Below are 23898 nucleotides of genomic sequence, written 5' to 3' on the forward strand. Positions count from 1 at the left end.
GCATTCGGGAGGGGATCCCTGTACACGTGTGGGAATATTTTCGCCCCGGTTCCTGACGCGCTGGAACGCGCTTGCGGGTTGACGGAGGGCGACTCCGTGATACCGGATATGCGCCACACAGCGCAGATTCCGGGAGGTGAGCGGACGTGACGCTGTCCCGACGCGACTTCCTGGCGGCCGCCGGCGCCGGGAGCGTCGGCGCCCTGGTCGGGACCGCCTGGGGGGCGACCCAGGCGGTCGACCCCGTCACGTCCGTCGACAACCCCCTGAAATCCTACCCCAACCGCGACTGGGAGCAGGTGTACCACGACATCTACGAGTACGACGCGGTCGACTGGACGGTCTGTCACCCCAACTGTACCCAGTCGTGCGCGCTGAACTTCTACATGAAAAACGGCGTCCCCATCCGGGCCGAGCAGGTCTACCACAACGAGGAGCCCTCGGTCGGCCCGTCGGGCTACGAGGACGCCGGCGTCTCTCAGCACTGGAACCCCCGCGGGTGCATGAAGGGGCTGACGCTGCACCGCCGCACCTTCGAGCCCTCGCGGATCAAGTACCCGATGGTCCGCAAGGGGTGGGACCCCGACGACCCCAGCCCCGAGGGCCGCGGCGAGGACGAGTTCGAGCGCGTCTCCTGGGAGGAGGCCGTCGATCTGATCGCCGAGAAGATGGCCAACCTGGAGGACACGAAGCACTTCCAGATCTTCAACGCCATCAAGGCCGACGGGCTGTTCACCCGCCACGGCGCGGGCCGGCGGCTGGCCTCCATCTTCGGGGGCTGCGAGTGGACGGAGTACGACTGGTACGCCGACCTGCCGCCGGGCCACGTGATGACCACCGGCTACCAGACTTCGGACTCGGACGCCTCCGCGTGGCGCCAGGCGGACTACACCATCATCCAGGGGAAGAACCTCATCCACAACAAGCTCGCGGACAACCACTGGCTGCAGGAGAGCCGCGAGCGCGGCGGGAAGATGGTCGGCGTCTACCCCGACTACTCCCCGACGGTCCAGAAGTGCGACCGCTGGCTCCCCATCCGGCCGGGCAGCGACCCCGCGCTCCCGCTCGGGTTCGCCCACGTCATCATCGACGAGGAGCTCTACGACGAGTCGTTCATGCGGGGGTACACCAGCCTGCCACTGCTCGTCCGCGAGGACGACGGCAAGTACCTGCGCGCCCACGAGGTCTTCGAGGACGTGGAACCGCCGGAGGGCGGCGTCGAGGGCGAACCCGGTCACCACGTCGAGGGCGACTGGGGACAGTTCGTCGCCCTGGGCGAGGACGGCGACCTGTACGCCGTCGACCGCGAGGCGGTCGGCGCGGAGACCCCGGCCGACCCGCAGCTGGAGGTCGAGACGGACGTGGAACTCGCGGACGGGTCGACCGTCCCGGTCCGGTCTGACTTCGCCCGCCAGAAGGCCAACGTCATGGAGAACTACTCGCCCGAACAGGTCGAGGAGATCACCACGATCCCCGCCGAGGCGCTGCGGACGACCGCCCGGGAGTTCGCCGACGCCGAGAAGGGCCAGTGGTTCACCGGCGAGGGGATCAACCACTGGTTCTACGGCGCCAGCGAGGTCCAGCGGGGCATCTTCTTCGTGCAGGCGATGCTCGGCAACATCGGCGAGCGCGGGGCCGGCTACTACAACTACTCGGGGCAGTACAAGATCGAACTGCTGGACGGCTACCCCGAGTACGTCAACCCGGACGGCCACAAGGCCCACGGGATGTACCCCGGTCACGCCTTCGCCTTCTTCGGCGGCGAGACGCTGGACCCCCACGCCATCCGCGGCGACGAGGAGCGCGAACTCGACCTGGTCCCCCACGGCGACAAGGACGAACCGGTCCTGCCCGAGGGGACCGACTCCTACACGATGGCCAGGCCGGAGGTCCTCTGGACGATGAACTGCAACCTCCTGAACCAGACCAAACACCAGGAGCACGTGATGAACAACTTCGTGAAACACCCCGACACCGCCAACGAGTTGTTCATCGTCTCGGACATGCACATGACCTACTCCGCGCGCCACGCGGACATCGTGCTCCCGGCCCCCTCCTGGCTGGAGTGCGAGTACCCCGACATCACCGTCGGTCCGGAGAACCCGTTCGTCCACATGGACCACGGTGTGATGGACCCCATCTACGACACCAAGCAGGACGGGGAAGTCGTCGCGATGGTCGCCGAGAAGTTAGACGAGAAGATCCCGCCCGAGGAGCGCAACGTCGACTCCTACCGCGAGTACTTCGCGGAGTTCCTGGACGAGGACGGCGACCCCACGAGGTACATCCAGGAGGCGTTCGACGCCGGGATCACGACCCAGGACATCGACGTGGAGGACCTCCGGGACGGCCCAGAGCGGCTAAACCTCAAGACCTACCCGCGGATCCCGTTCTACTCGCAGGTCAACGACGACAGGCCGTTCTACACGAAGACCGGCCGGATAGAGTTCCACAAGGAGGAAGACCGGTTCATCGAACTCGGCCGCGACGACATCGACCACTTCGAGAGCCCGGAGGGGACGCCCTACGACACCGGGGAGACCTGGGAGGACGCGAAGGGCGGCACGAACGACCTCTACGAGGACGGCTACCAGTTCCACTACAACACCCCCCACCCGAAGTACCGGACCCACTCCTCGTGGGGGATGACCGACTGGAACCTCATCTGGGCCTCCCGGGACTTCGGGAGTCCCAACGCCGACCCCGAGGGGACCGAGCGGCTCGTCGACGACTTCTCGTTCCCGACCGGCGACGGCGAGGCCGACACCGCGCCGCCGCTGGGCGAGGCGTTCGTCGAGATGCACCCGAGCGACGCCGCGGACATCGGCGTCGAGAACGGCGACTACGTGAAGATCACCGGCGACCGCGGCGACCTGGTCATCCGGGTGATGGTCAGCGACCGCCAGCGGCCCAGCGACGCCGGCGACGTGGGCCAGTTGACCATCTGGCACGGCTGGTGGGAGCAGCACTTCCCCGACGAGTCGGACGACGAGGACGACGTGGTCGGCTACAACGTCGCCACGAACATCTGGCTGGACCCGATCCTGGAGACCGACGACGTGGTCCACAAGCCGACGTTCGGGGACCCGAACGTCAGCGACCTCGTCGACGAGGGGATCTCCTGGCACGGCTCCGCGTTCGCACAGGGCTACGAGGAGGCCGTCTGGGGACCGACCGGCGTCGAGCGCGACGCGCTGGTCAAAGTCGAGAAGTACGAGGAGGCGGACTGGAAGCCGGCCGACGCCCGACAGGACGACGCCTTCCAGTCGTACGTGAGCGGGTCGCTGCAGGACGGATCGAGCGGAGCGAACGGATCGAACGCGACTACGACGGAGAGTGACGACTGATGCCACAGGTAGAGAACCCACAGCTCGGACGCAGCCACGACTACCCCTACGAGCGCCGCGACGAGGAGCGCGACTACCACTGGGGGATGGTCGTCAACACGAACCGCTGTATCAACTGCAACACCTGCTCCTTTGCCTGCAAGTCCACCTGGACTTCCGGCAAGGGCGAGGAGTACATGTGGTGGATGAACGTCGAGACCGAGCCCTACGGCGGCTACCCGATGGGCTGGGACATGCGCCTGCTCGACGACCTGGACTCCGGCGAGACCATCTACGAGGCCGCCGAGTCCGGCGAGCGCGTCCGCGGGTACATCGCCGACAAGGAGGAGTGGGAGTACCCCGCCCTGGGCGACGACCAGGTCCACGGCGAGTACCCCACCGGCGAGGTCGTCGAGAGCGACGTAGAGGAGGGCGAGTACCACGACATCTGGCAGTTCTACCTGCCCCGCCTGTGCAACCACTGCAAGAACCCCGCCTGTCTCGCCGCGTGTCCCCGCCAGGCCATCTACAAGCGCGAGGAGGACGGCATCGTCCTCTTAGACCAGGAACGGTGTCGGGGCTACCGCAAGTGCGTGAAGGGGTGTCCGTACCACAAGCCGATGTACAACCCCGAGACCGGCGTCTCGGAGAAGCCCGTCGGCTGTTACCCCCGCATCGAGGAGGGGTTCGTCCCCCGCTGTGTCTCCTCGTGTATCGGGAAGACGCGGCTGCACGGCAACATCAACCGCGGCCCCGACGCCGCGTCGCCGGGCGGGGACGCCCCCGGTGGGCGGTCGCCGATCAACTACCTCGTCCACTCCGACGAGAAAGTGGCGCTGCCCCTCTATCCGCAGTTCGGCACCCGGCCGCAGGTGTTCTACATGCCCCCCTACCACGTGCCGCCGGAGTTCCTCACGCAGATGTTCACGCCGAACACCGAGGAAAAGCGCAACGACTGGCCCGGCGACACCTACCGGGAGTCGATCGAGATCGTCCAGGAGCGCGTGCGCAACCCCTCCCACCACGTCCTCGGCATCCTCCAGCTGTTCGGCGCGACGACGAAGCTCATCGAGACGTACAACGTCAAGGAGCACCGCGTGAAGGGCTGGGACCGCGACGGCAACAAGGTCGTCGACGTGCCCTTCGAGGAACAGCTGGAGGTCAGAGAGGGCGAGATGTGGACCAACCAGCCATGACACGACTCGACGACGCGGACGCTTCGTCCGCACGGTCCGGCATCGACTCGGAAGCGGCGACCGACGGGTCGCCCGCCGGCGGCCCTGCGACCGACGACCGCGACGGCGACCGCGAGGCCCGCGAGCGGCTCCACAGCGCTCGGGCGACGCTGTACGCGGCGGTCGGGGGCGCCTTCTGCTACCCCGACGTAGAGACGCGGGCGACGCTGACCGCCCACGACGCCCGCGACGGCGTCCTGCAGGCGGCCGAGCGGCTCGGCCTCCACGACGAGGCCGAGGCGTTCCTCGATGCGGTGGCCGACGCCGCCGTCTCGGACCTGGAGGCGGCGTACAACGACCTGTTCGGCCTCCCCGACGGCGGGGAGTACCCGGTCGTCCCCTACGAGGCACACTACACGACCGGCTCGGACGTGGGCGAGTCCCAGCGCCGCATCGCGGCGGTCGTCGGGCTGATGGAGACGTTCGGCGTCGAGCCGGCCGACGACTTCGCCGAGCGCCAGGACCACGTCGCCGCCGAGCTGGAGCTGATGCAGGTCGTCGCCGCCCAGCGCGCCGCGGCGGTCCACGAGGGCGACGACGAGGCGGCCGCGCGGCTGGCCGACGCCGAGCGGACGGTCGTCGACACGCACCTCGCGGAGTTCGTCCCCGCGCTTGCCCACGACGTGGACGCGGCAGTCGGCGAGGACCCCGCCGACGGCGAGCGGGCCTACCGCGCGGCCGCGCGGCTGGCCGCCGAACTGGTCAAACGCGACCACGCGGCCCGCGGCGGGGACGACGAGGGAGATAGCGAACCCGACGACGCCGCCGGGGAGGTGAGCGACGATGGCGAGTGACGATCCGTCCGGCGGGCCGCTCGCGTGGCTGGCCGGTCGGGTGCCGCTCGACCGGAGCGCGGCGACGCGGGCGACCACGCTCGCGGTCGTGGCGGTCGCGCTCCTGCTCGCGGCCCAGGCCGCGGTCGCCGCGGCGGTGACCGGCGGGAGCCAGCCGCTCGAACAGGTCCAGCAGGTGCCCTCCGAGCCGACGGCGCCGGCCTGGGAGGACGCGCCGACGCGGACGGTGTCGCTGAACCGCCAGCAGATGGCGCCACCGTTCGGCGGCGGGAGCGTCGACGAGCTCGACGTGCAGACGGTCGCCAACGGGAGCCACGTCGCGGTGCGGCTCTCGTGGGAGGACCCGACGATGGACGCCAACATCGCCTCGCCGAGAAACTTCAGCGACGGCGCGGCGGTGATGCTCAAGGCCGGGAACCAGCCGCCGATCACGATGGGCACCGCCGGGACGCCGGTGAACATCTGGTACTGGCGGGCCAGCTGGCGCCACGGCCCCGAGCAGGCGCCCGGTAGCGGCGACATGTACGCCTACCCGCACAACGACTCGGTGACGATGCCCGGCCGGCAGGCCGACAATCCGCTCTCGCGGGCCAGCTACGAGGACGGCGCGCAGAACTACTACGCGAAGGGCTACGGCTCGCTGAGCTACGCGCCGGCCCAGCCGGTCGACGCGACCGGCGAGCGCACCGACGACGGCTGGCGGGTCACCTTCGTCCGCAACCGCACGGGCGCCGGGCAGTACGACGCGCCGCTGACCGACGAGCAGGTGTACGTCGCCTTCGCCGTCTGGAACGGCAGCGCCGACGAGGCCAACGGCCAGAAGTCGCTCACGCTGCAGTACTCGACGCTCGACCCCGACACGGGCAACCTCTCGGTGCCCGATACGGGCGGCGCGGCGAGCGGGAGCGTCCTGCAGGTCGGCGGTGGCAACGAGACCGACGGCGCCGACGGCCGGGCGCTGGCCATTCCCGGCTTCGTCGGTGGGGTCGTCCTCGCGGCGGTGCTCGTCTGGCTGGTCACCTACTGGAGGGCAGTATGACCGAGGAATACGACAACTGGAGCGCACGCGGGCGGGCCCCGGCGGACGACGAGGCGGGGCTGCGCGCGGCCCTCGACGACGATCAGCCGCGCAAGCGCGACGCCGCGCTCGCGCTCGTCGACGAGGCCGACTCGGGCTGTGACGACCCCGACTGCGACGAGACCGGCCTCGACGACGCGACGGTCGACGCCCTCGCGGAGACGGCGCGGTCGGCCGACGACCCGGACACCCGGCAGTTCGCCGTTGAGGCGCTCGGCGTGGCCGGGCGGGGCGAGGAGACCGTCGCGGCCGCGCTCGGCGACCCCGACGAGTGGGTGCGCGCCGAGGCCGTGGTGGCGCTGTCGCGGGTCGACCCCGGCGCCGCCGACCGCCTGCGCGCGGCGCTGGAGGACGACCACGGCGCCGTCCGCCGGAACGCGCTCATCGCGCTGGCGCGGACCGACGCCGCCGGCGCGGAGACGCTGGTCGACCGGCTGAAGTCCGACCCCAGCCCCGCGGTCCGCGAGTACGCCGCCCAGTACCTGCCCGACGCGGCCGAGACCGAGCGGGCCGTCCGCCTGCTCGCGGCGGTGCTGGCCCGCGATCCGGGCTCGTTCGTCCGCGCGAAGGCCGCCGAGGGGCTCGGCGACCTCGGCACCGACCGCGCCGAGGAGGCTCTGGAGGCCCACGGCCTGGAGGACCGCAGCGACGACGTGCGGAAGACCGCCGAGCGAGCGCTGGCCCGCTCGAAGGGCGTCGACCCCGAGGAGATCGACGCCGCCGGGCCGCGCGGCGGACCGGACGGCGAGCGACCGCGCCCGCCCGGCGGGGCCGACGCACCGCCGGGACGCGTCGACGACGGGCCGGCCGACGGCCCCCGCCCGGTCGATGGCACGGGCGGCCGGGTGGGCTCTCACCCCGGTCCGGACCCGCGACCGCAGGGCTACGGGGACGGACCCCCCCGCGAACCCCGCCGCGACGGGAGTGATTCGAACCATGAGTGACGACACCGAGACCTACTCGCTGGACGCACAGCCGGATACCACCGAGGGCGGCGCGGAGTCGTCCGACGACGAGGAGGCGATGGGCGTCCCGATCCCCGACGAGCACGTCGGGGCGTTCGTCGCGGAGGCGTTCGAGGACGCCGAGCGGTCGACGACCTGGGAGGAGGTGGTCGACGCGATGGTCGCGCCGGCGGCCCGCGAGGAGTGGGCGGAGCTGTCGGCGGTCGAACAGACCGTCGAGGTGCTCCGGCAGGCCGCCGAGTACGACCGCCGGGCGACCGACGAGCTGGAGCGCATCCCCACGAACCGGGCGGAGCCGACCCCCGAGATCCGGTCGTCGTTCGAGGAGGCCAGGCGGCTGCGGCGCAACGCCGACGCCTTCCGCGACGGCGTCGCCGCCGCCTACGCCGAGGGCCGGATCGACGACGAGGAACTCGTCGCGGCGGTCGAGCGCTCCGAGTTCGACACCACTCAGATCGCCCGCCGGGAGGACGCGCTGGAGTCGGTGACCGCCGTCTACGACTTCGACTTCCGGCCGTACGGCGGCACGCTGTTCGACGAGGACCGGACCGCCGACGAGGAGGGCGGCGGACACGACCCCGACATCCCCGAGACGTTCTGAGCGGGCGCCCGGCGGCTGACGCCGCGCTCGCCCCACGGCTCCGCGCAGGGCCCACGGAGGCCTCACGCGCGGAACAGGGGGCCGCTATCGCCCCCGAAATCTGGGGCGAGACGTTTTTCCCGGTCCGGGGGCTTGGTCCCTCAATGGTATCCAGACGCCGCGTCAAGCGGGTTCTCGCCGGGTCGGCGGCGGTCCTCCTGGCGGTCGGGGTCGTCCTGGCCGCCCTCGTCGCCACGGGCGTCCTCGCGGCGCCGGCCGTGGGGAGCGTCGAGAGCGAGTGGGGGACCGTGACGGCGGAGTCGACGGCCATCGAGACGACCGCGACGGTCGACAACCCCAACCCCGTCGGCGTCCCGGGCGTCGTCAGCGTGGCCTACGCGGCACGGCTCAACGACGTGGTGCTCGCTCGCGGCGAGAAGTCCGGCGTCGGGTTCCCGGCGGGGACGAGCCGGCTCCGGCTCTCGACCGAGATGGACAACGACCGGATCGCCGACTGGTGGGTCGCCCACGTGAACGACGGCGAGACCTCGGAGCTGCGGGTCACGGCGACGGTCTCCGGGCCCGGCTTCTCCCGGCAGGTCCCGGCCCAGCGCTCGACCGTCGAGACGGACCTGCTCGGCGGGTTCGCGACCGGCGAGGCGCGGACCGTCCGGTTCCGCGGCGACCCGTTCCTCGTCGTCGGAAACCAGACGGCCGCGTGGGGCGACGCGAACGGGTCGGTGACCCCCCTGTCGGTCTCCTCGACGGTCGAGAACGTCCACGACTACCCCGTCACGCTCGACGGCGTCGACTACGTCGTCGAGATGAACAACGTCACCCTGGCGGAGGGGCGCCAGCGCTCGGGGATCGACGTGGCTCCCGGCGAGACGGGCACCCTCGACGTGCGGATGGGCCTCGACTCGGCGAAGATGGCCGACTGGTGGGCCACCCACGTCCGGGCCGGCGAGCGGAGCACCCTCTCGGTGGCGCTGTACGGCCTCGTCGAGCGCGACGGCGGCTACGAGCGGGTGCCGATCCGGGTCTACGAGCGCTCGCTCGAACTGGAGACGGACGTGCTCGGCGGCGGCGCGGCGTCGGTGACCGCCCGGAGCCCGCCCGAGCGGGACACCGAGTTCGAGCGCCCGCGGATCGCCGGCGCCGCCCGCGAGTGGGGCGCTGTCACCGACGACACCACGGAGATCCGAACCAGCGTCGCCATCGACAACCCCAACGACGAGCGCATCAACGACCTGCTCGCGCTCGAAACCACCCAGCGCACGACTATCAACGGTATCGCCGTCGCGCGCGGCGACCACCGGACCGACGGCCTCGACGCCGGCCGGTCGGCGTTCGAACTCGTCTCGGCGATGAACAACTCGAAGGTGCCCGCCTGGTGGGCCCGCCACCTCAACGGCGGCGAGCGCTCGACGGTCGCCACCACTCCCGCCGTCCGCGCGGACCTCGGCTTCACGACGTTCGACGTGGCCGTCCCCAACCGCACGAGCGCGTTCCGGACCGACCTGCTGGCCGGGATGGGCGGCGACGCCGAGACCGTCGCCGTCGGCGGCGAACCCGCTCTGGTCGTCCGGTCCGAGGCCGCGGCGTGGGGGCACGCGACGCCCGAAACCGCCCCGATCCTCGTGAACGCGACGCTGGCGAACGAGCGGCGGGTCCCGGTGAACGTGACCGCCGTCGACTACCGCGTGGCGCTGAACGACGTGGTGCTGGCCGACCGGACGGTCCCCGAGCACTACCGCGTCGCCCCCGGCGAGACCCGCTCGGTCGGCTTCGAGATGGTCCTCGACAACGGCCGGATGGACGAGTGGTGGGTCACCCACGTCCGCCGCGGCGAGTCCACGAACGTCTCGGTCACCGTCACCGCGACCGTCGAGACGCCGCGCGGCTCCGAGACCGTCGAGCTCGACTCGCTGGGCCGCAACGGGACGATGACGACCGACGTGCTCGGCTGACGACCCTCCCGAGACGGCCCGCGACGTTCGGCGCAATCGAGCCGTGCTCCACCGCAGGGGGGTGCTGTCGCGGTGCGGTCGGCGCGCGCTGGAGCGTGCTCTCGTGCGCGCGACCGTAGCCGCGCGAGGGATGAGCACCGCAGCGTGCCGAGGGCGTTCAGCACCCACTTTCGAATGTGGCGGTTCGAGCGGCGCAGAGCACTTGCGACTGGCGAGCGTACGTCCCGGCGATGTCGACGAAAGTCAACTACGAGGAGGTCGAGGCCGTCGGCGGCGGGCTCCACTTCCTCCGCGACGAACTGGGCTGCGAGCACCTCGGGGTGTCCGTGCTGGAGTGCGAACCGGGCTGGACCGGCAAACCGCACGACCACGCCGACGAGGGCCAGGAGGAGGTGTACGTCCTCGTCGAGGGCGCGGCGACCGTCACCGTCGCCGGCGACGAGGTCCCGATGGAGGCCGGCGACGCCCTCCGCATCGACCCCGACGAACGCCGGCAGATCGAGAACGGCGACGCCGAGAGTACGTTCGTCCTGGTCGGCGCACCCTGAATCCGCTCCGGCCGATCCGGGAACAATCCGGTAGTTCTATCGTTTCCCAATATATAACGAAAATAATATCAATCTGGGGCTGCATCTTCACAGAATTCGTATCGCCCACAGATCGACCACAGCGTTGAATTTCACGCGATCTACCGTTCAGTGTGTTCGTGAAAAACTGATATTTCGGCTTTGAGCCCCGTTGAGTACGATCTCACCGATATCCTGCCAAAATATAAGAGTTTGTATACTATTCGAATACCATACGAGATAGGATAGTTCTATCGACGGTCGACGGCATCGTGGGTGCCGGCGACGGCCGTCGCGGTAGGCGGGTGTTACCGGCGGGGCGGCGAGCGGGACGGTCGCAACGGTGGGCCGCCCCGGCGGGACGGGGTTCCGGGTTTATACTCGGGACGCGGCTAGAGGGAAGCGCATCCTCACGGGAGGCCGACACACATGAGACGGAACTTCCAGGGAACCGACAGGGGAAAGCGAGTCGTGGCCGACGACGGGACCGCGGTCGGGACGATCGTGCGGACCGACGACGACCGCGCGCACGTCCTCCTGGACCCGGGGCGGTCGGAACCGGGCGATCCGACCGCCGAGACCGGGTCGCGGACGACCGTCACGATCGACCGCAGGGTCGTCGCCGAGAGCACGAACGACCGCGTCCGGCTGTCGGAGGGGATCGACCCGGTCGACGCGCGGAGGCACGCGTGACCGACCCCGGAGAGGACGGGCCCTTTAGATCCCCGTGACGCGGTCGTGGGCCGTCTCCACGGCGGCCGCGTCCTCCGACAGCAGCGCGACGACGAGGTACTCGGCGTAGTCGGCGAAGTAGTCGACCAGGTCGGCGATCCGCTCGGCGTCGATGGCCTCCAGCGAGTCCAGCAGGAGGAACGGACACTCCCGGTGGACGTCGTGGACGAGGTAGCCGGCCAGCGCGAGGACGAGCCCGACCACCTCCCGCTCGCTCTCGCTCAGGTTGGTCGGCGAGTCCTCGAACACACCGGTCTCGCCGTCGCGGACGACGCGGAGGTCGAACGTACCCACGTCCGCGCCCGACCGGTCGGTCCCGGTCGTCCGCGTCAGGCGGACGCGAGCGACGTTCCCGTAGTCGAGGGCGTCGACGAGCGCGTCGGCGTGCTCGTTGAACGTCTCGACCGCCTCGGCCGCCGTCCGGTCGAGCCGCGTCCGGCACTCGACGAGCTCGGACTGCAGCTCCTCGCGGCGGGCCTGGAGGCGGTCGCGCTCCTCGCGGCGCTCGTCGAGGGCGGCCAGCTCGGACTCGACGGCCGCCAGGTCCGACCGCCGCTGTTCGAGTTCGACCTGGCGCTCGTTGGCCCGCCGGTGCAGGTCCAGCAGGTCCGCGTAGTCGTCGGTCCGCAGGTCCTCGACCGCCGCCTCCAGCTCCTGGACGCGCTCGTTGAGCTCCCGGCGGCGCCGTTCGAGGTCGCCGATCCGCTCCTCGCGGCGCTGTAGCTCCGACTTGACGCGGTCGCGTTCCGCCCGCAGGTCCGCGCGCCGCGCCCGCCGCTGCTCCAGGCGCTCGCGGCGGGCGTCGAGCCTGTCGATCCGCTCGGTGAGGTCGCGCCGCCGCGCGAGCGTCCGCTCCCTGAGGTCGCGCAGCCGGTCGAGCGTCCCCTCGATGGCCCCCCGGTCGACGGTCGACCCGCACGTCCAGCAGGTGACCCGCTCGGTCCCCGACAGCCGGTCGGTCACGTGGCCCCCCTCGTCGCCCTCCGCGGTGCTCCCGATCGCGTCGCCGGCCCGAGCGTCGTTCTCCCCGTCTCCGTCCCCGTCGCCGGCCGCCCCGTCGCGGCCCCCCTCGTCCCGTGCCAGGTCGTCCCGGTCGATCCCGGCGAGTTCGTCGAGGCGCCCCGCCTCGAGCTGTTGCTCGTTGAACCGGACGATCCCCTGGAGGGCGCTCACGTCGCCGTCGAGCCGGCGCTTGCGCTCGCGCAGCGTCCCCACGTCCTCGGCGAGGGCCTCGATCTCGGCCTCGTCGACCGGCGACACCGCCGCGAGGTCCTCCTCGATCTCGTCGCGCTCGCGCTCGACCGCCGCGAGCGTGTCCCGCTCGGCGTCGAGGTCGTCGATCACCGACTCGAGTTCCGTCCGCGCCTCGCGCAGCTCGTCGAGCCGCGCCTCCAGGCGCTCGTCGCGCTCGATGCCGTCCGCCAGCGAGGCGTCGGCCGCCTCGATCCGGTCCTCCAGGTCGGCGAGCTCCGATTCGAGGTCGTCGATCTCCGACTCGAGGCGGCGGCGCTCGCCGGCGAGCTCCGCCCGCTCGCCGTCGACGCCGTCCAGCTCGCGCAGCTCGTCGTCGACCCGTCGCTTCTCGGCGGTCAGCCGCTCGATCTCCGCCTCGACGGCGTCGGTATCGACCGGCCGCATGACGACATCGGCGAGGTCGCCGCCGGCCCTGACCGCACGCCGCACGTCGTTGTCTTCGAGCAGGACCGCGTAGGTCTCGGCCGGCACCGGGTCGTCGAGGTACGGGTCGCCGGACGCGACCACGCCGCCGTCGGTCCGTTCGAGGTGCCTGGTGTAGGTCTCCCCGCCCACGGTCAGCTCGACGCTCCCGGTGTCGGCGCCGCGTCGCAGCGGCGTCGCGTCGCCGCCCAGCACCGCCCGGAGCGCCCGGAGGAAGGAGGTCCTGTTGGTCGCGTTGCGCCCGGCCAGCACCGTCACGCCGGGGGCGAGTTCGACCGTCGTCTCGCGGATGCCGCCGACGTTCCTGACCGAGACCGTCGCGGTCCCCGCCCCGGCGTCGCCGGGGTCGTCGCCGGTCGCCGAGCCGTCGGGGTCGACCAGTTCCTCGTTCGCCGGGTCGTCGTTCGCTGGACCGTCGCCGTCCGCGTCGTTCCCCCCGGCCGACTCCCAGGTGTCGGGGCCGTCGCTGTCGAAGGCAGCGCCGCCGGGGTCGGCGCCGTCGAGGTCGGCGTCGTCCGAGTCGTCCGCCCCACCGTCCATGTTCGACCCCGGGAGCGGCGGCCCTAAATGCGTTCGTGTGTCAGCGAGCGCGGTCGTCGTCGCACGCGCAGCCCCCGTCGCGGAGCAGCGAGACCGCGTCCCGGTCGGCGCCGCAGTCGTGACAGAGCACCCGCAGGTCGAGGAACACGTCGAACTCCCCGAGGGTCACCCGGTCGGCGTCGCGGTGGCGGGCGAGCGTGCCCTGTGCGACGGTGGTCGTCCGCCCGACGAGCCGCTGGAGCGACTCCACGTCGGTCGCGACCGGGTCGGCCGTCGACTCCGGCGGGGTCGCGCCCCTGACCTCGGTGAGGTAGGTGTGGACCGCCTGGTGGGAGACGAAGTCGTCGCGGAGCGCGTCCACGTCGACGCCGGCCCGCGAGAGGTCGTTGCGCACCTCGGCCTTGCGCCCCTCGCTCGCGTCGTCGTCGGCCAGCGTCTCGTAGGCCTCGGCGACGGCGTGTTCGGTCGGGTTGCGGCCGGCCCGCCGCAGCGCCGCCCGCAGGAGCGCCCTGTTGAACTCGTCGGCCAGGTCCCTGAGACTCGTTCGCGAGCCCTCCGAGCCCGTCCACCTGTCGACGAGCTCGTCGCCCATCCCGTCGAGCCCGTACGCCGCGACGAGCCGTTCGACCTTGGACCGCCGGCCCTCGACCGCGTCCTCCGAACCCATGGGCGGCCCTCGTCGGCCGGGACCGTATACCTGTCGGTGGTCGTAGAATACTCGCGGCGCGGTCACACCGGGCGTGCCGCCGGCCCTCGGGTCACGGGCTGGGTGGCCGGCGGCGCGCCGCGGACCGCTGGTAGACGAAGCCGTCTTCCCGCGCGGCGCCCCGGGCGGGGGCGCCACACCGAAGGAGCGGCCGACCGGTGGGCTGGGAAGCCGACGGGAACGGGAGCCGCGTCGGCGATGCACAGGGGTTCGGGCGTGTCAGGTGGTGCCGGTCGATGGGTCGACGGCAACCGGAGAGTGGGGAGTGAGACGGTTAAACGGCCCCAATCGTTCACGGCGGTACGCACCGGGTAACGGCCCGACGTGGCCGGATAACCGGGGGATTCGATCCCGCCGGTCGAGTAGCGACCGGCTTCCCCACCGCGGCCCGCCGCCGAACCGCCGGGGGCGAGCGCCGCCGGTCCGCCCGCGGAGCGACCGACCGAGATCCGACGGGATCGATCTGGATACCGACGGTTCTGACCGGGGTACCGACGGTATCGAGCCCGAAACGGGCCGTATGCGGAGTATAACCAAGTGCGATCCGTCGCTCCCACCACGTGGGGGTCGGGGGAAGACCCTACCACCGTCGATTCGCCGCGGGACGCCCGCCGGGTCCGGTACCCGTCCCGGACGACCGCGGGCCCTCGCCCCATTCCCCGCTCCATTCTTTGGCGCCGCCGACGGGCCGCCAGTGTCCGATACCAGCGCGGACTCGCCGGTGTCGCCCGCGTAGCCGACCCATTACTATCCGGCCCGCACCCCTGACGGACTGGCAATGAGCGAACGGACCGAGCGGCTGGTCGTCGAGGGCGAGACCGTGGTCACGCCCGACGGCACCCTCGACGGCGGCCGCGTCGTCGTCGAGGGCGGGCGGATCGCAGCGGTCGAACCGACCGGACGGATCGACGCCGGCGGCCGGGTCGTCCTCCCGGGGCTGGTCGACCTGCACGGCGACGAGGTCGAGCGCTACCGCTTCCCGCGGTCGGGCGAGCGCGTCGACGCGGCGACCGCGCTGGCGACGGCCGACCGGCTGGCGCTGGCCGCCGGCGTGACCACCAAGTTCGACGCCATCGCGTTCGAGGACGCCCCGGAGAAGAACAGGTCGATCGAGGGTGCGACCGAGCTCCTGGCGGCCGTCGCCGCGGGCGCGGACCTGGTGGCCGACCACCGCGTCCACGCCCGCTGCGAGGTCACCGACCCCGCCTCCGTCGCGGCGGTCGGCGACCTCGTCGAGCGGCCGGTCGTCGATATCGCGTCGCTGATGGCCCATGCGCCCGGCCGCGGCCAGTTCGAGGACGAGGCGGCGTTCGCCAGCCGCTACGCCGACGGGCGCGGGGCCGCCGCCGACGAGGCCGCCCGCGCCGGACGCGAGCGGCGGGGCGTCCCCGAGGCGACCGTCCGCGAGCGGGTCGCGGACCTGGCCGAGGAGCTGTCGGCGGCGGACGTGCTGGTCGCCTCCCACGACGACGCGGATCCCGCGGCCGTCGACCACGCCGTCGAGCACGGCGTCGACCTGTGCGAGTACCCCGTCTCGCTCGCGGCCGCCCGCCGCGCGCACGAGCGCGGCGCCGCGACCGCGATGGGCGCGCCGAACCTCGTCCGCGGCGGGAGCCTCTGGGGCAACCTCGACGCGCGCGAGGCCGTCGACGCCGGCGTCGTCGACCTGCTGTGTTCGGACTACCGCCCCCAGGCCCTGCTGGCCTCGGTGTTCGTCGACACCGGCGAGCCGCTCGCCCGCCGCGTCGCCCGCGTGACCAGCGAGCCCGCCCGGGTCGCCGGCCTCGACGACCGCGGGCGACTCGCGCCCGGCGCCCGCGCCGACCTGGTCGTCGTCGACCCTGACCCGGTGCCGACGGTGACCCGCGCCGTCGTCGCCGGCCGGGAGGTCTACCGCTGCGGGCGGTGACCGCCGCGAGCCCCGGACCCGTCACCGAACGTGACGGTTGCGACCGTTTCCCCCAGTTCTTCGGTTTTAACTTCTCTATACGGGATTTTCCGCCCCTGTAGACGACCAATTACAATAGGTCGGGAGGCCGTCCGTGACGATATGTCGACGGACACGACGCCGCGGAGTCAGGGCGAACGCGAGGCGCCGACCCGGGAGCTGCGGGCGGTCGTCGAGCGCTACGAGGACGCCCCCGACGAGTGTACCATCTATCCCACGGGCGTCGACGAGCACACGCGCATGGCGACCTGGATCTCGGCGACCGCGCCCGCGTTCGTCGAACTGGACGCGGTCCGTTAGGGACGGGCCCACCCGCCGGAAGCCGCCCGCCGACCGGCCTGTCGGCCCGCCGACCGGGCGATCCGGCCCCGCTTTCTGACGCACGTCCCGACCCCGATAGCCGCGGCTGTCGACAGTCGGTCCGACTTCCGTGGCCGCGCGACCGACGACTCGCCCGGACAGCCGTCGCTGTCGGCGCGAAAGAACGGAGAAGATGGACGCGACTCAGCCGTCGCGGCGGTCGAGCGTCTGCGCGGCGGCGACGCCGGCGATCCCGACGAGCGCGACCGTCGCGACGACGGTCGGCGTCAGGCCGACGGCGGCGGCGCCGAGCTGGCTGGCGGCCAGCCCGAGGACGCCGGCGCCCGTGAGCGACCCGTAGTAGAGCGGCCACGGACGGTCGGCGCCGTCGGACTCCTCCAGGTACTCGTAGAGCTGGACCGCGTTGGGGCCCAGCGAGATCCGGCCGCGGTTCTGGTTGAACTCGACGATGTCCATGTCGTCCATCTTCGGCAGGTGGCACTGGTAGAGTCCGACGTACACGCACTTGCGCTCGTTGGACGTGACCTGTGCGACGGTCGTGCCGTTCTCGACGGCGGCGACGTGCTCCGCGAGCTCCCCCAGCGAGACAGTTCCCCCGTGTTCCTGCAGGTAGTGGAGCACCGTGCGGCGCCGTTCGTTCTTGAGGATCTCGAAGACGTGGTCGAGCGGCAGGTCGGCGACTTCCTCGGAGTCGGCCGCCTCCTCCGGGACGGATTCGGTCTCGTCGACCGCCTCCGGCTCGGGCTCGTCGGCCTCCTCCGAGAGGAGGTCGCTCTCGCTCGTGCGCTGTGATGTCGAGGACATCAGGCGCTCACCTCCCGATACCCGCGTCTCCGGTCCTCGGCCACGCCCCGGGCGACGGGCGCTCGTGAGCGGTCACTCATGAGTCGCCCGCCGGAGCGTGTCCGTGACAGTTACCGTGCGATTCGTGATTCCGTGGGATATGTCGGCATTCATGTGTCCGTACCCCCGGCGCTGGAGACCCCTCCACAGAGTGCGTTGCGCCGTGTGTGCGTGATGGCGCACGCCCACTTAATCTTTCTTGATTGAACAATCAACAGCGGGTGCATAACGCGGCGGTTACTCCGGTCGGCCGCGCGAGCCCGCGAGTACGGTCGGGATTACGAACGAACCGACGGCGGTATGGGACCCGTTCGCATCGTAAGGGAGTGATTTCCGCGCGTATCAGCGCGTGTACCGACCGAATCGGTGCCGTTCGAGCGTGCACGACCGGGGGCCAGTGACCGGCCGCAGCGGGGCCGTTCGGGCCGGTCTAGGGTCCGCAATCCCCCGCTTACCCCGACCCGCGCTCGGCCCGCGCGTTTCTGTCCGGGACGCGACCATTTATCCGTGGGCGCGCACCTGGAGGGATCCGGCGAGTGCGGTCGAGGACTCCCTGACCCGGACAGACGCGCCACAATCCCGAAGATTCATTGCGAACGGGCCGAACGTTCCGTGCAGTACTGGAATGGTGTCCGAAACGACTGCCGGACGACATCGGGAGGGGTGAGGATGGCGGAACGAACGACCGACGGGGACGACCGCGTCGCCGCCCGGGAGGGCGGCTCCAGCGTGGTTCACTCCAAGGCGGCCGACCGACCGGCCGGGACGGACCTGAGCATCGCCGTGGTCGAGGCGGTCGCCGAGGCGAAGGGCGTCGCGCCGACCGAGATGGAGGAGACGCTGTACGACGCCGTCGACCCGGACGCGCTCGACCGGCTGTTCACGGACCGCGAAACGGGCGAGCTCGCCGGGCGCGTCGTGTTCGAACTCGAGGCCCACGAGGTCACGGTCCAGTCCAACGGCGACGTGCTCGTCAGACAGACCGGACCGCGATAGTCGCCCCGCCCGACCCGCGCTAGTTCCCCGCCGACCCGTCGCCGAGCCGAGCGACCGGATGCGGGACGTTCTCGGGGTCCAGCTGCCGACGCCCGTCCAGGACGACCAGGTCGTCGAACGCCGCCCAGGGCACCGACTCGAAGGCCTCGTGGGCCGTGGCGACCACGACCAGGTCCAGCTCCCGGGCGCCGATGTCGTCGAGGGAGACGCGCTCGACGCCCGCCGGGGGCGAGTCCGTACAGACCGGGTCAACCGCGTACACCCGGTCGGCGCGGTCGGCCAGCAGCTCGGCCACGTCGACCCCCGGCGAGGCGCGCGTCTCGTCGACGCCGGGCCGGTAGGTCAGGCCGAACACCGCCGCGGTGGCCCCGGCCAGGTCCCGTCCCTCGGCGGCCAGCGCGTCGGCCGCCCGCTCGACGGTGTACTCCGGCATGGACTCGTTGACGCCCCGGGCCGTCTCCAGAAGCGGCGTCGCCCCGTCGAACTCCGAGATGACGAAGTACGGGTAGTAGGGGATGCAGTGGCCGCCGACGCCCGGGCCGGGGTCGTGGATGTCGCAGAACGGCTGGGTGTTGGCCACCGCGATTGCCTCGGGCACGTCGACGCCGAACTCCCCCGCGAGCGTCGCCAGCTCGTTCGCCAGCGCGATGTTCACGTCGCGGTACAGCCCCTCGAACACCTTCACGCACTCCGCCGTCGCGGGGTCGCTGACCGCGTAGATCTCCGCGTCGGTGATCTCCCCGTAGACCAGTTCGGCGACCCGCCGGCTCTCGTCGTCGGCGCCGCCGACGACCTTCGGGTGGGCGCCGCGGATGTCCTCGAGCGCGCGGCCGCTCATCGTCCGCTCGGGGCAGAAGGCGAGGCCGAACTCGCCGAGTTCGAGGCCGCTCTCGGCTTCGAGCCACGGGATCACGCGGTCGCGACAGGTCCGCGGGGGCACCGTCGACTCGACGACCACGGTGTCGCCGGGGTCGAGCCCCTCGCCGACCGACCGGACGGCCGCCTCCAGCGCCGACAGGTCCGGCCGGTCGTCCGCGACGAGCGTCGGAACGATGACGACGTGGACGCTCGCGTCCGCGGCGGCGCCGGCCGCGTCGGTCGTCGCCGACAGCGACCCGTCGGCGGCCAGCCGCTCGACGAGCGCCGGGAGGTCGGGCTCGCCCTCGACGTGGCACTCGCCGGCGTCGACGGCGCGGGCGACCTCGGAGTCGATGTCGACGCCGGTCACGTTCCCGGAGACATCGGCGTAGACGGCGGCCAGCGGCAGGCCCATCTTCCCGAGGCCGTAGACGGCCACGGGGACGGATCCGCCGGTGAACGCGCGGCGCTGGTCGGGTTCGCCGGCGTCGGCGCCGTAGAGGGCGGTCGGCTCCGGGCGCTGGCTGCTCACGGGCTGGACACCTCCGCGGGCGTCACGTCGGCGTCGCGCGCGATGGCCGCCTCGATCCGCTCGGCGAGTTCGACCGCGCGGATGCCGTCCTCGCCGGTCGTCTCCGGCTCGGCCCGCTCGCGGACCGCGTCGGCGAACGAGGACAGCTCGTTTTTCAGCGGCTCGCCCGTCTCGACGGTCGGCCGCTCGATGACGCTCTCGTGGCGGTAGCGCACGTCGCCGTCGGCCGCGACGTACTCCGGCAGCGAGTGGCGGTGGATCTCGACGGACTGGTCGATGTAGTCGACCTCGACGTGGCAGTCCTCGGCGGTCACCGCCAGGTCGCGGACCCGCTCCTGGGTGACGCGGCTGGCCGTCAGCGACGCGACGCGGCCGTCGGCGAACTGGAGCTGGGCGACGACGTGGCCCCCGTCGGCCGCGCCGGCGGCCGCCACGTCGGTCACGGGCTCGTCGGTCAGCGAGCAGATCACGTCGACGTCGTGGATCATCAGGTCGAAGACGACGCTGTCGACGCTGTCGCGGTCGACCGGCGGCCCCTGGCGGCGGGCGGCGAAGGCGATCGGGTCGGCCTCGACCATCACGTCCCGCAGGGCGACGACCGCGGGGTTGTACCGCTCGACGTGGCCGACGCCGACGAGGCAGTCGGCCTTGCGCGCGTCGGCGAGGATGTCCCGGCCCACCTCGGGGTCGGTGACGAACGGTTTCTCGACGAGGATGTCGGTGCCGGCGTCGATGGCCGCCCGCGCGACCGCCTCGTGGAACCGCGTCGGGACCGCCACGGAGACGGCGTCCGCCCGGGCGAGCAGCGCGTCGCGGTCGCGGGCGGTCGTGTCGAACTCCGCGGCGACCTCGGCGGCCCGGTCGGGGTCGGCGTCGGCGACGCCCACCAGCTCGACCCCGGGGAGCTCGCTGTAGACGCGGGCGTGGTGGCGGCCCATGTTCCCGACGCCGACGACGCCGGCGCGGACCCGCTCGCTCATGCCCGCCCTCCGTCCCCGGCGCCGACACCGGGTCGCGGCCGGCGCGCAGCGACCGCTCCCGGCCGCTGTCTCACCCGCGCGAGGGCGTCGTTCGACCCGCTCCGACCGTGACTACACAACGGGGACCTGACCGCCGGTGACGACCGTCCGTGCTTCATGAATCACCCGGGGGTAGCGCCGAGCGTCGGCTTTGTTATGCGTTTCCTTTGACCGGTAGCCGGCCGATACGGGTCGACCCGGGGGACGAGGCGCCCCCGGTATCGACGGAACGGACGGTAGATCGGCCGTATCGGTCGATCCGTGGCACCCGGGTGGGCGGGGGCGAAGTAACCGGTTCGTAACAAAGTGAGACCCACTAAACTCCCCGGTTGTGTCGAGATACGACAATGGGGTGGCTGCCAGTAGTGCCAGTACCCCGACAGACCGACGCGGGGGTTGCTGATGGATGTCGACGGACGAGGAGACGCTCACCCAGGACGTCGTCTTCGACATCCTCAGTAGCGCCAGACGCCGCTACGTGCTCTACCTGCTCCGCACCGAGGACGCGCCGGTCGAACTGACGGAGCTCGCGGAGGACGTGGCGGCCTGGGAGAACGACACGACTGTCGAAGAACTGACGAAACAACAGCGCAAGCGGGTCTACGTCTCGCTGTACCAGACCCACGTCCCCAAGCTCGAGGACGCCGGGCTGGTCCGCTACGACCAGGACACCGGCGAGGTCGAGCTGACGCCGGCGGCCAACGACGTCGACCAGTACCTGAACCCGGGCGAGCGGGAGGTCCCCTGGCAGTACCTGTACCTCCCGCTCGCGCTGCTCGGGATCGCCCTGGTCGCCCTGTCGAACCTGAACGTGTGGATCTTCGCGGACATGACCGAGGTCACCCTCGGCGTCATCATCTTCTCCGGCTTCCTCCTCACCGTCGGCGCGCACATCGTCGTGTGGACCATGAACCGCCGGCAGGTCCCCGACGACCTCCGCCGCCATCCCTGAGTTCGGGAGCCACCGTCCGGCCGAGCCGCCGCGGGCGGCCAGTGTCCGTCGACGCCCGAGCCGAGCCGCTGTCCGTCGCGATCGGTGGCCACCGGGCGAACCCCCGTCGTGGTCGGAGCCCGCGCTCGCGAGCGCACACGCGCGCCTCTCCGGCGACAGCGAACGGGACGGTCGCCAGTGACCCGGCGGGTCCGCCTGCACGGAGCCCCCGGCGAGTCGACCGGTCCGGCACCGACCGGCGACCGGGGTCGGTCCGGCCGCGCCGCAGGTCGAACGGCGCTCCGGTCGCGCCGCTGGTCGAGCGGAACGAACCGCCAGAAGACGGCGGTCACGCGACAGGGACCCGGCTGGGACGGCCGCCGCCTACTCCTCCTCGACGTCCTCGGGCAGCAGCTGCTCGGGCTCGCGCTCGTAGGCCGGCGTGTCCACGAACTGGGCGATCCGCTCCAGGTCGCTGTCTGAGAGGTGTTCTGTCATCGGCTGTGATCCCGTCCTATCGACCGATAGTAATCCGGGCCCTAAAGCCACTTCGCGCCGCGTGACCGACCGACGGCGTCGCGGCACGCGACTCGCAGGCACTCGCTAGCCACCGGGTCGCCACGCCGCGGGACCGCGGAGCCGACCCGCACGGTGTCCGTATCCAGTCCGCACGCACTCGACACGCAGCGCGGTTCGCGCGCGCTCGACGCCGCCGATCGCTCGACTGAGCCGCCACCGAACCGGTCCCGAACGGGACGTATTCCAACCGGGCCGCCGCCGAAACGGCCACCTACCGCCGGGGTATCCATTACAAACCTATGTCTGTAAAGCCAGTCGCGATCGCAGGCGCCCACGAACGCGAGACGAGACGGTAGCGTGCGAACGATACGGGAGTAAGGTGACCGTACCCGGCGGTCGGGCGAACGACCCCGGTGGATGCAGCAGGACCGACGGGCGTCCCCGGGCGTGACGGGGACGGACCGCTCCGGACGGGACGGCCGAGAGAGGCGGCCTGTCGGCGGCCGACAGCTGCGCCGCGCGTGCCGGCCGGGCGGGGGCGTCAGACCATGTTTTCGGCTTCGATCTTGTCCCACACGTCGCGGCCCTGCTCGGTGAGACCGTAGACGCGGCCTTTCTTGCGGTCGTCGGAGACCAGGAGATCCACGAGCGACCGTTCCCGGAGGCGCTGGAGCGCCCGCGAGACGTGTGCGATGCCCACGTCCTCGTCGGAGGCGATCTGCGACGGCGTCGAGGGGCCGTCTGCGAGTCGCTTGAGGACCGCGACGCGATACCGCGAACTGATGACGAAGCTGACGTCGTCCCAATCTGTGCTCATTGTTGCGATGTAGTGTCGGACGGGTGCGTCCTGCTGCCGGTCTGTGACCGGGAACTCACGCGGAGATTGCCGTCGGGACCCGCTTGTGTCCCACTTTCCGCTGTACTCACACCGAGTCGGCTACCACGTAAAGAGGTTTCGACGCTCCAGAAATTTCGCTCTCCGTACCGCGATTCCGTCGGCTCGAACGGTCGGCCTGACCCGCGGATCGCGGCCGTAACCTCGCCATAACAATCCCGCTGGCTCGCGCGGCCCCGCGCATGAACGGTTCACCCCGAGTGTCGCTCGCCCCGCGCCCGCCGGACGACCGCGCCCGACCGGCCGGCGGGCGATAGCATGTGGCCGTGGGAACACCTCGCCGTCGGCTACCTCGCCTATGCCGTCGTCGGGCGGTTCGTCTGGCGCGAGCCGCCGACGGGGGCGACCGCCGCCGCCGTCGCCCTCGGGACGCAGTTCCCCGACCTCGTCGACAAGCCGCTGGGCTGGTGGCTCGGCGTGCTCCCGGGCGGGACGACGCTCGCCCACTCGCTGCTGACCGCGGTCCCGCTCTCGCTGGCCGTCCTGGCGGTCGGCGCCGCGGTCGGCCGCGGGCGACCCGCCCTCGCGTTCGCCGTCGGCTACCTGAGCCACCTCCCCGGCGACGTGGTCTACCCGGTGGTCCTCGGCGGGGACGCCAAACTGTGGTTCCTGCTGTGGCCGCTCCGGGCCGCGCCCGGCGACGGCCCCGCACACACCGCCCCGTACCTGCTGGCGCTCGTCGAGCAGTTCGTCGCCTTCCTCGCGACGCCGCTCGGAGTGGCCTATCTGGTCGTCGAACTCCTCCTGCTGGCCCTCGCGGGGTGGGTCTGGACGGTCGACGGGCGGCCGGGCCTCCCGCGTCCGCCCCGGCCTGACCGCGCGGGGTGACTGGAGTCCCGTTTCACGGACCGACAACTCCGTAGTAAG

The 23898-nt window shown here is 71.7% G+C and carries 20 protein-coding genes; 14 read left to right on the forward strand and 6 right to left on the reverse strand.

Annotated elements, in window-relative coordinates; all coding sequences use genetic code 11:
• Window positions 1-146 precede the first annotated feature (146 nt).
• From E3328_RS07795 to E3328_RS07835, 9 genes are all read left to right on the forward strand, one after another.
• Window positions 147-3347, forward strand: a complete 3201-nt coding sequence (locus E3328_RS07795; protein ID WP_135364017.1) for a molybdopterin-containing oxidoreductase family protein — start codon at window positions 147-149, stop codon at window positions 3345-3347.
• Window positions 3347-4522 carry a 4Fe-4S dicluster domain-containing protein gene (locus E3328_RS07800; RefSeq protein ID WP_135364018.1) on the forward strand — a complete coding sequence of 392 codons (1176 nt, stop codon included), beginning with the start codon at window positions 3347-3349 and terminating at the stop codon, window positions 4520-4522. Before E3328_RS07795 ends, E3328_RS07800 begins: the two co-directional genes overlap by 1 nt.
• Complete coding sequence (locus E3328_RS07805) at window positions 4519-5355, forward strand: TorD/DmsD family molecular chaperone (protein ID WP_135364019.1); 837 nt, start codon at window positions 4519-4521, stop codon at window positions 5353-5355. The genes E3328_RS07800 and E3328_RS07805 overlap by 4 nt, the downstream gene beginning before the upstream one ends.
• A complete protein-coding gene (locus E3328_RS07810) occupies window positions 5345-6394 on the forward strand; it encodes an ethylbenzene dehydrogenase-related protein (protein WP_135364020.1) in 1050 nt (349 codons plus the stop codon). Before E3328_RS07805 ends, E3328_RS07810 begins: the two co-directional genes overlap by 11 nt.
• Window positions 6391-7377 carry a HEAT repeat domain-containing protein gene (locus E3328_RS07815; RefSeq protein WP_135364021.1) on the forward strand — a complete coding sequence of 329 codons (987 nt, stop codon included), beginning with the start codon at window positions 6391-6393 and terminating at the stop codon, window positions 7375-7377. The genes E3328_RS07810 and E3328_RS07815 overlap by 4 nt, the downstream gene beginning before the upstream one ends.
• On the forward strand, window positions 7370-7999 hold the full coding sequence (locus tag E3328_RS07820) for a hypothetical protein (RefSeq protein WP_135364022.1): 630 nt from the start codon (window positions 7370-7372) through the stop codon (window positions 7997-7999). Before E3328_RS07815 ends, E3328_RS07820 begins: the two co-directional genes overlap by 8 nt.
• A gap of 143 nt (window positions 8000-8142) precedes the next feature.
• Window positions 8143-9948 (forward strand): LEA type 2 family protein, encoded by a 1806-nt coding sequence (locus E3328_RS07825; protein WP_135364023.1) that lies wholly within the window; start codon window positions 8143-8145, stop codon window positions 9946-9948.
• A gap of 230 nt (window positions 9949-10178) precedes the next feature.
• Window positions 10179-10496 carry a cupin domain-containing protein gene (locus E3328_RS07830; protein ID WP_135364024.1) on the forward strand — a complete coding sequence of 106 codons (318 nt, stop codon included), beginning with the start codon at window positions 10179-10181 and terminating at the stop codon, window positions 10494-10496.
• Window positions 10497-10943: 447 nt separating this feature from the next.
• The gene (locus tag E3328_RS07835; protein ID WP_135364025.1) at window positions 10944-11207 is read left to right on the forward strand and encodes a hypothetical protein; all 264 of its coding nucleotides are present in this window, start codon (window positions 10944-10946) and stop codon (window positions 11205-11207) included.
• 24 nt (window positions 11208-11231) lie between these two features.
• On the opposite strand, the gene E3328_RS07840 is transcribed toward E3328_RS07835, so the two are convergent.
• Window positions 11232-13463, reverse strand: coding sequence for an archaea-specific SMC-related protein (locus E3328_RS07840; protein ID WP_135364026.1), 2232 nt, complete (start codon window positions 13461-13463; stop codon window positions 11232-11234).
• 40 nt (window positions 13464-13503) lie between these two features.
• On the reverse strand, window positions 13504-14130 hold the full coding sequence (rdfA, locus tag E3328_RS07845) for a rod-determining factor RdfA (protein ID WP_135364027.1): 627 nt from the start codon (window positions 14128-14130) through the stop codon (window positions 13504-13506).
• 817 nt (window positions 14131-14947) lie between these two features.
• On the opposite strand from rdfA, the gene E3328_RS07850 reads away from it, so the two are divergent.
• Both E3328_RS07850 and E3328_RS07855 read left to right on the forward strand, forming a co-directional pair.
• A complete protein-coding gene (locus E3328_RS07850) occupies window positions 14948-16078 on the forward strand; it encodes an alpha-D-ribose 1-methylphosphonate 5-triphosphate diphosphatase (RefSeq protein WP_135364028.1) in 1131 nt (376 codons plus the stop codon).
• 141 nt (window positions 16079-16219) lie between these two features.
• On the forward strand, window positions 16220-16417 hold the full coding sequence (locus E3328_RS07855; protein ID WP_135364029.1) for a DUF7511 domain-containing protein: 198 nt from the start codon (window positions 16220-16222) through the stop codon (window positions 16415-16417).
• Between the two features lie 204 nt (window positions 16418-16621).
• On the opposite strand, the gene E3328_RS07860 is transcribed toward E3328_RS07855, so the two are convergent.
• Window positions 16622-17242 carry a DUF7344 domain-containing protein gene (locus E3328_RS07860; protein ID WP_135364030.1) on the reverse strand — a complete coding sequence of 207 codons (621 nt, stop codon included), beginning with the start codon at window positions 17240-17242 and terminating at the stop codon, window positions 16622-16624.
• Window positions 17243-17950: 708 nt separating this feature from the next.
• Here E3328_RS07860 and E3328_RS07865 point away from each other — a divergent pair.
• On the forward strand, window positions 17951-18277 hold the full coding sequence (locus tag E3328_RS07865) for a HalOD1 output domain-containing protein (RefSeq protein ID WP_167837337.1): 327 nt from the start codon (window positions 17951-17953) through the stop codon (window positions 18275-18277).
• A gap of 19 nt (window positions 18278-18296) precedes the next feature.
• Here the strand turns inward: E3328_RS07865 and E3328_RS07870 are convergent, their stop codons facing one another.
• Both E3328_RS07870 and E3328_RS07875 read right to left on the reverse strand, forming a co-directional pair.
• Complete coding sequence (locus E3328_RS07870; protein WP_135364031.1) at window positions 18297-19667, reverse strand: nucleotide sugar dehydrogenase; 1371 nt, start codon at window positions 19665-19667, stop codon at window positions 18297-18299.
• Entirely contained in the window at window positions 19664-20647 is a 984-nt protein-coding gene (locus tag E3328_RS07875) for a Gfo/Idh/MocA family protein (RefSeq protein WP_135364032.1), read from the reverse strand. The genes E3328_RS07870 and E3328_RS07875 overlap by 4 nt, the downstream gene beginning before the upstream one ends.
• Before the next feature lie 445 nt (window positions 20648-21092).
• On the opposite strand from E3328_RS07875, the gene E3328_RS07880 reads away from it, so the two are divergent.
• Window positions 21093-21638, forward strand: coding sequence for a DUF7344 domain-containing protein (locus E3328_RS07880; RefSeq protein ID WP_135364033.1), 546 nt, complete (start codon window positions 21093-21095; stop codon window positions 21636-21638).
• Between the two features lie 1039 nt (window positions 21639-22677).
• Here the strand turns inward: E3328_RS07880 and E3328_RS07885 are convergent.
• Window positions 22678-22953: a winged helix-turn-helix domain-containing protein gene (locus E3328_RS07885; protein WP_135364034.1), complete on the reverse strand. Its 276-nt coding sequence runs from the start codon at window positions 22951-22953 to the stop codon at window positions 22678-22680.
• Between the two features lie 336 nt (window positions 22954-23289).
• On the opposite strand from E3328_RS07885, the gene E3328_RS07890 reads away from it, so the two are divergent.
• Entirely contained in the window at window positions 23290-23859 is a 570-nt protein-coding gene (locus tag E3328_RS07890; RefSeq protein WP_135364035.1) for a metal-dependent hydrolase, read from the forward strand.
• Window positions 23860-23898 lie beyond the last annotated feature (39 nt).

It is taken from the genome of Halosimplex halophilum, from assembly GCF_004698125.1.
Classification (GTDB): Archaea; Halobacteriota; Halobacteria; order Halobacteriales; family Haloarculaceae; genus Halosimplex; species Halosimplex halophilum.

Excerpts from the sequence above, each read along its gene's own strand:
- E3328_RS07860 (WP_135364030.1), bottom strand. The coding sequence starts at position 17,242 with ATGTCCTCGACATCACAGCGCACGAGCGAGAGCGACCTCCTCTCGGAG.
- E3328_RS07840 (WP_135364026.1), bottom strand. The coding sequence starts at position 13,463 with ATGGACGGTGGGGCGGACGACTCGGACGACGCCGACCTCGACGGCGCC.
- rdfA (WP_135364027.1), bottom strand. The coding sequence starts at position 14,130 with ATGGGTTCGGAGGACGCGGTCGAGGGCCGGCGGTCCAAGGTCGAACGG.
- E3328_RS07835 (WP_135364025.1), top strand. The coding sequence starts at position 10,944 with ATGAGACGGAACTTCCAGGGAACCGACAGGGGAAAGCGAGTCGTGGCC.
- E3328_RS07855 (WP_135364029.1), top strand. The coding sequence starts at position 16,220 with ATGTCGACGGACACGACGCCGCGGAGTCAGGGCGAACGCGAGGCGCCG.
- E3328_RS07850 (WP_135364028.1), top strand. The coding sequence starts at position 14,948 with ATGAGCGAACGGACCGAGCGGCTGGTCGTCGAGGGCGAGACCGTGGTC.
- E3328_RS07825 (WP_135364023.1), top strand. The coding sequence starts at position 8,143 with ATGGTATCCAGACGCCGCGTCAAGCGGGTTCTCGCCGGGTCGGCGGCG.
- E3328_RS07875 (WP_135364032.1), bottom strand. The coding sequence starts at position 20,647 with ATGAGCGAGCGGGTCCGCGCCGGCGTCGTCGGCGTCGGGAACATGGGC.
- E3328_RS07885 (WP_135364034.1), bottom strand. The coding sequence starts at position 22,953 with ATGAGCACAGATTGGGACGACGTCAGCTTCGTCATCAGTTCGCGGTAT.
- E3328_RS07820 (WP_135364022.1), top strand. The coding sequence starts at position 7,370 with ATGAGTGACGACACCGAGACCTACTCGCTGGACGCACAGCCGGATACC.
- E3328_RS07890 (WP_135364035.1), top strand. The coding sequence starts at position 23,290 with ATGTGGCCGTGGGAACACCTCGCCGTCGGCTACCTCGCCTATGCCGTC.
- E3328_RS07800 (WP_135364018.1), top strand. The coding sequence starts at position 3,347 with ATGCCACAGGTAGAGAACCCACAGCTCGGACGCAGCCACGACTACCCC.
- E3328_RS07810 (WP_135364020.1), top strand. The coding sequence starts at position 5,345 with ATGGCGAGTGACGATCCGTCCGGCGGGCCGCTCGCGTGGCTGGCCGGT.
- E3328_RS07815 (WP_135364021.1), top strand. The coding sequence starts at position 6,391 with ATGACCGAGGAATACGACAACTGGAGCGCACGCGGGCGGGCCCCGGCG.
- E3328_RS07805 (WP_135364019.1), top strand. The coding sequence starts at position 4,519 with ATGACACGACTCGACGACGCGGACGCTTCGTCCGCACGGTCCGGCATC.
- E3328_RS07830 (WP_135364024.1), top strand. The coding sequence starts at position 10,179 with ATGTCGACGAAAGTCAACTACGAGGAGGTCGAGGCCGTCGGCGGCGGG.
- E3328_RS07865 (WP_167837337.1), top strand. The coding sequence starts at position 17,951 with ATGGCGGAACGAACGACCGACGGGGACGACCGCGTCGCCGCCCGGGAG.
- E3328_RS07880 (WP_135364033.1), top strand. The coding sequence starts at position 21,093 with ATGTCGACGGACGAGGAGACGCTCACCCAGGACGTCGTCTTCGACATC.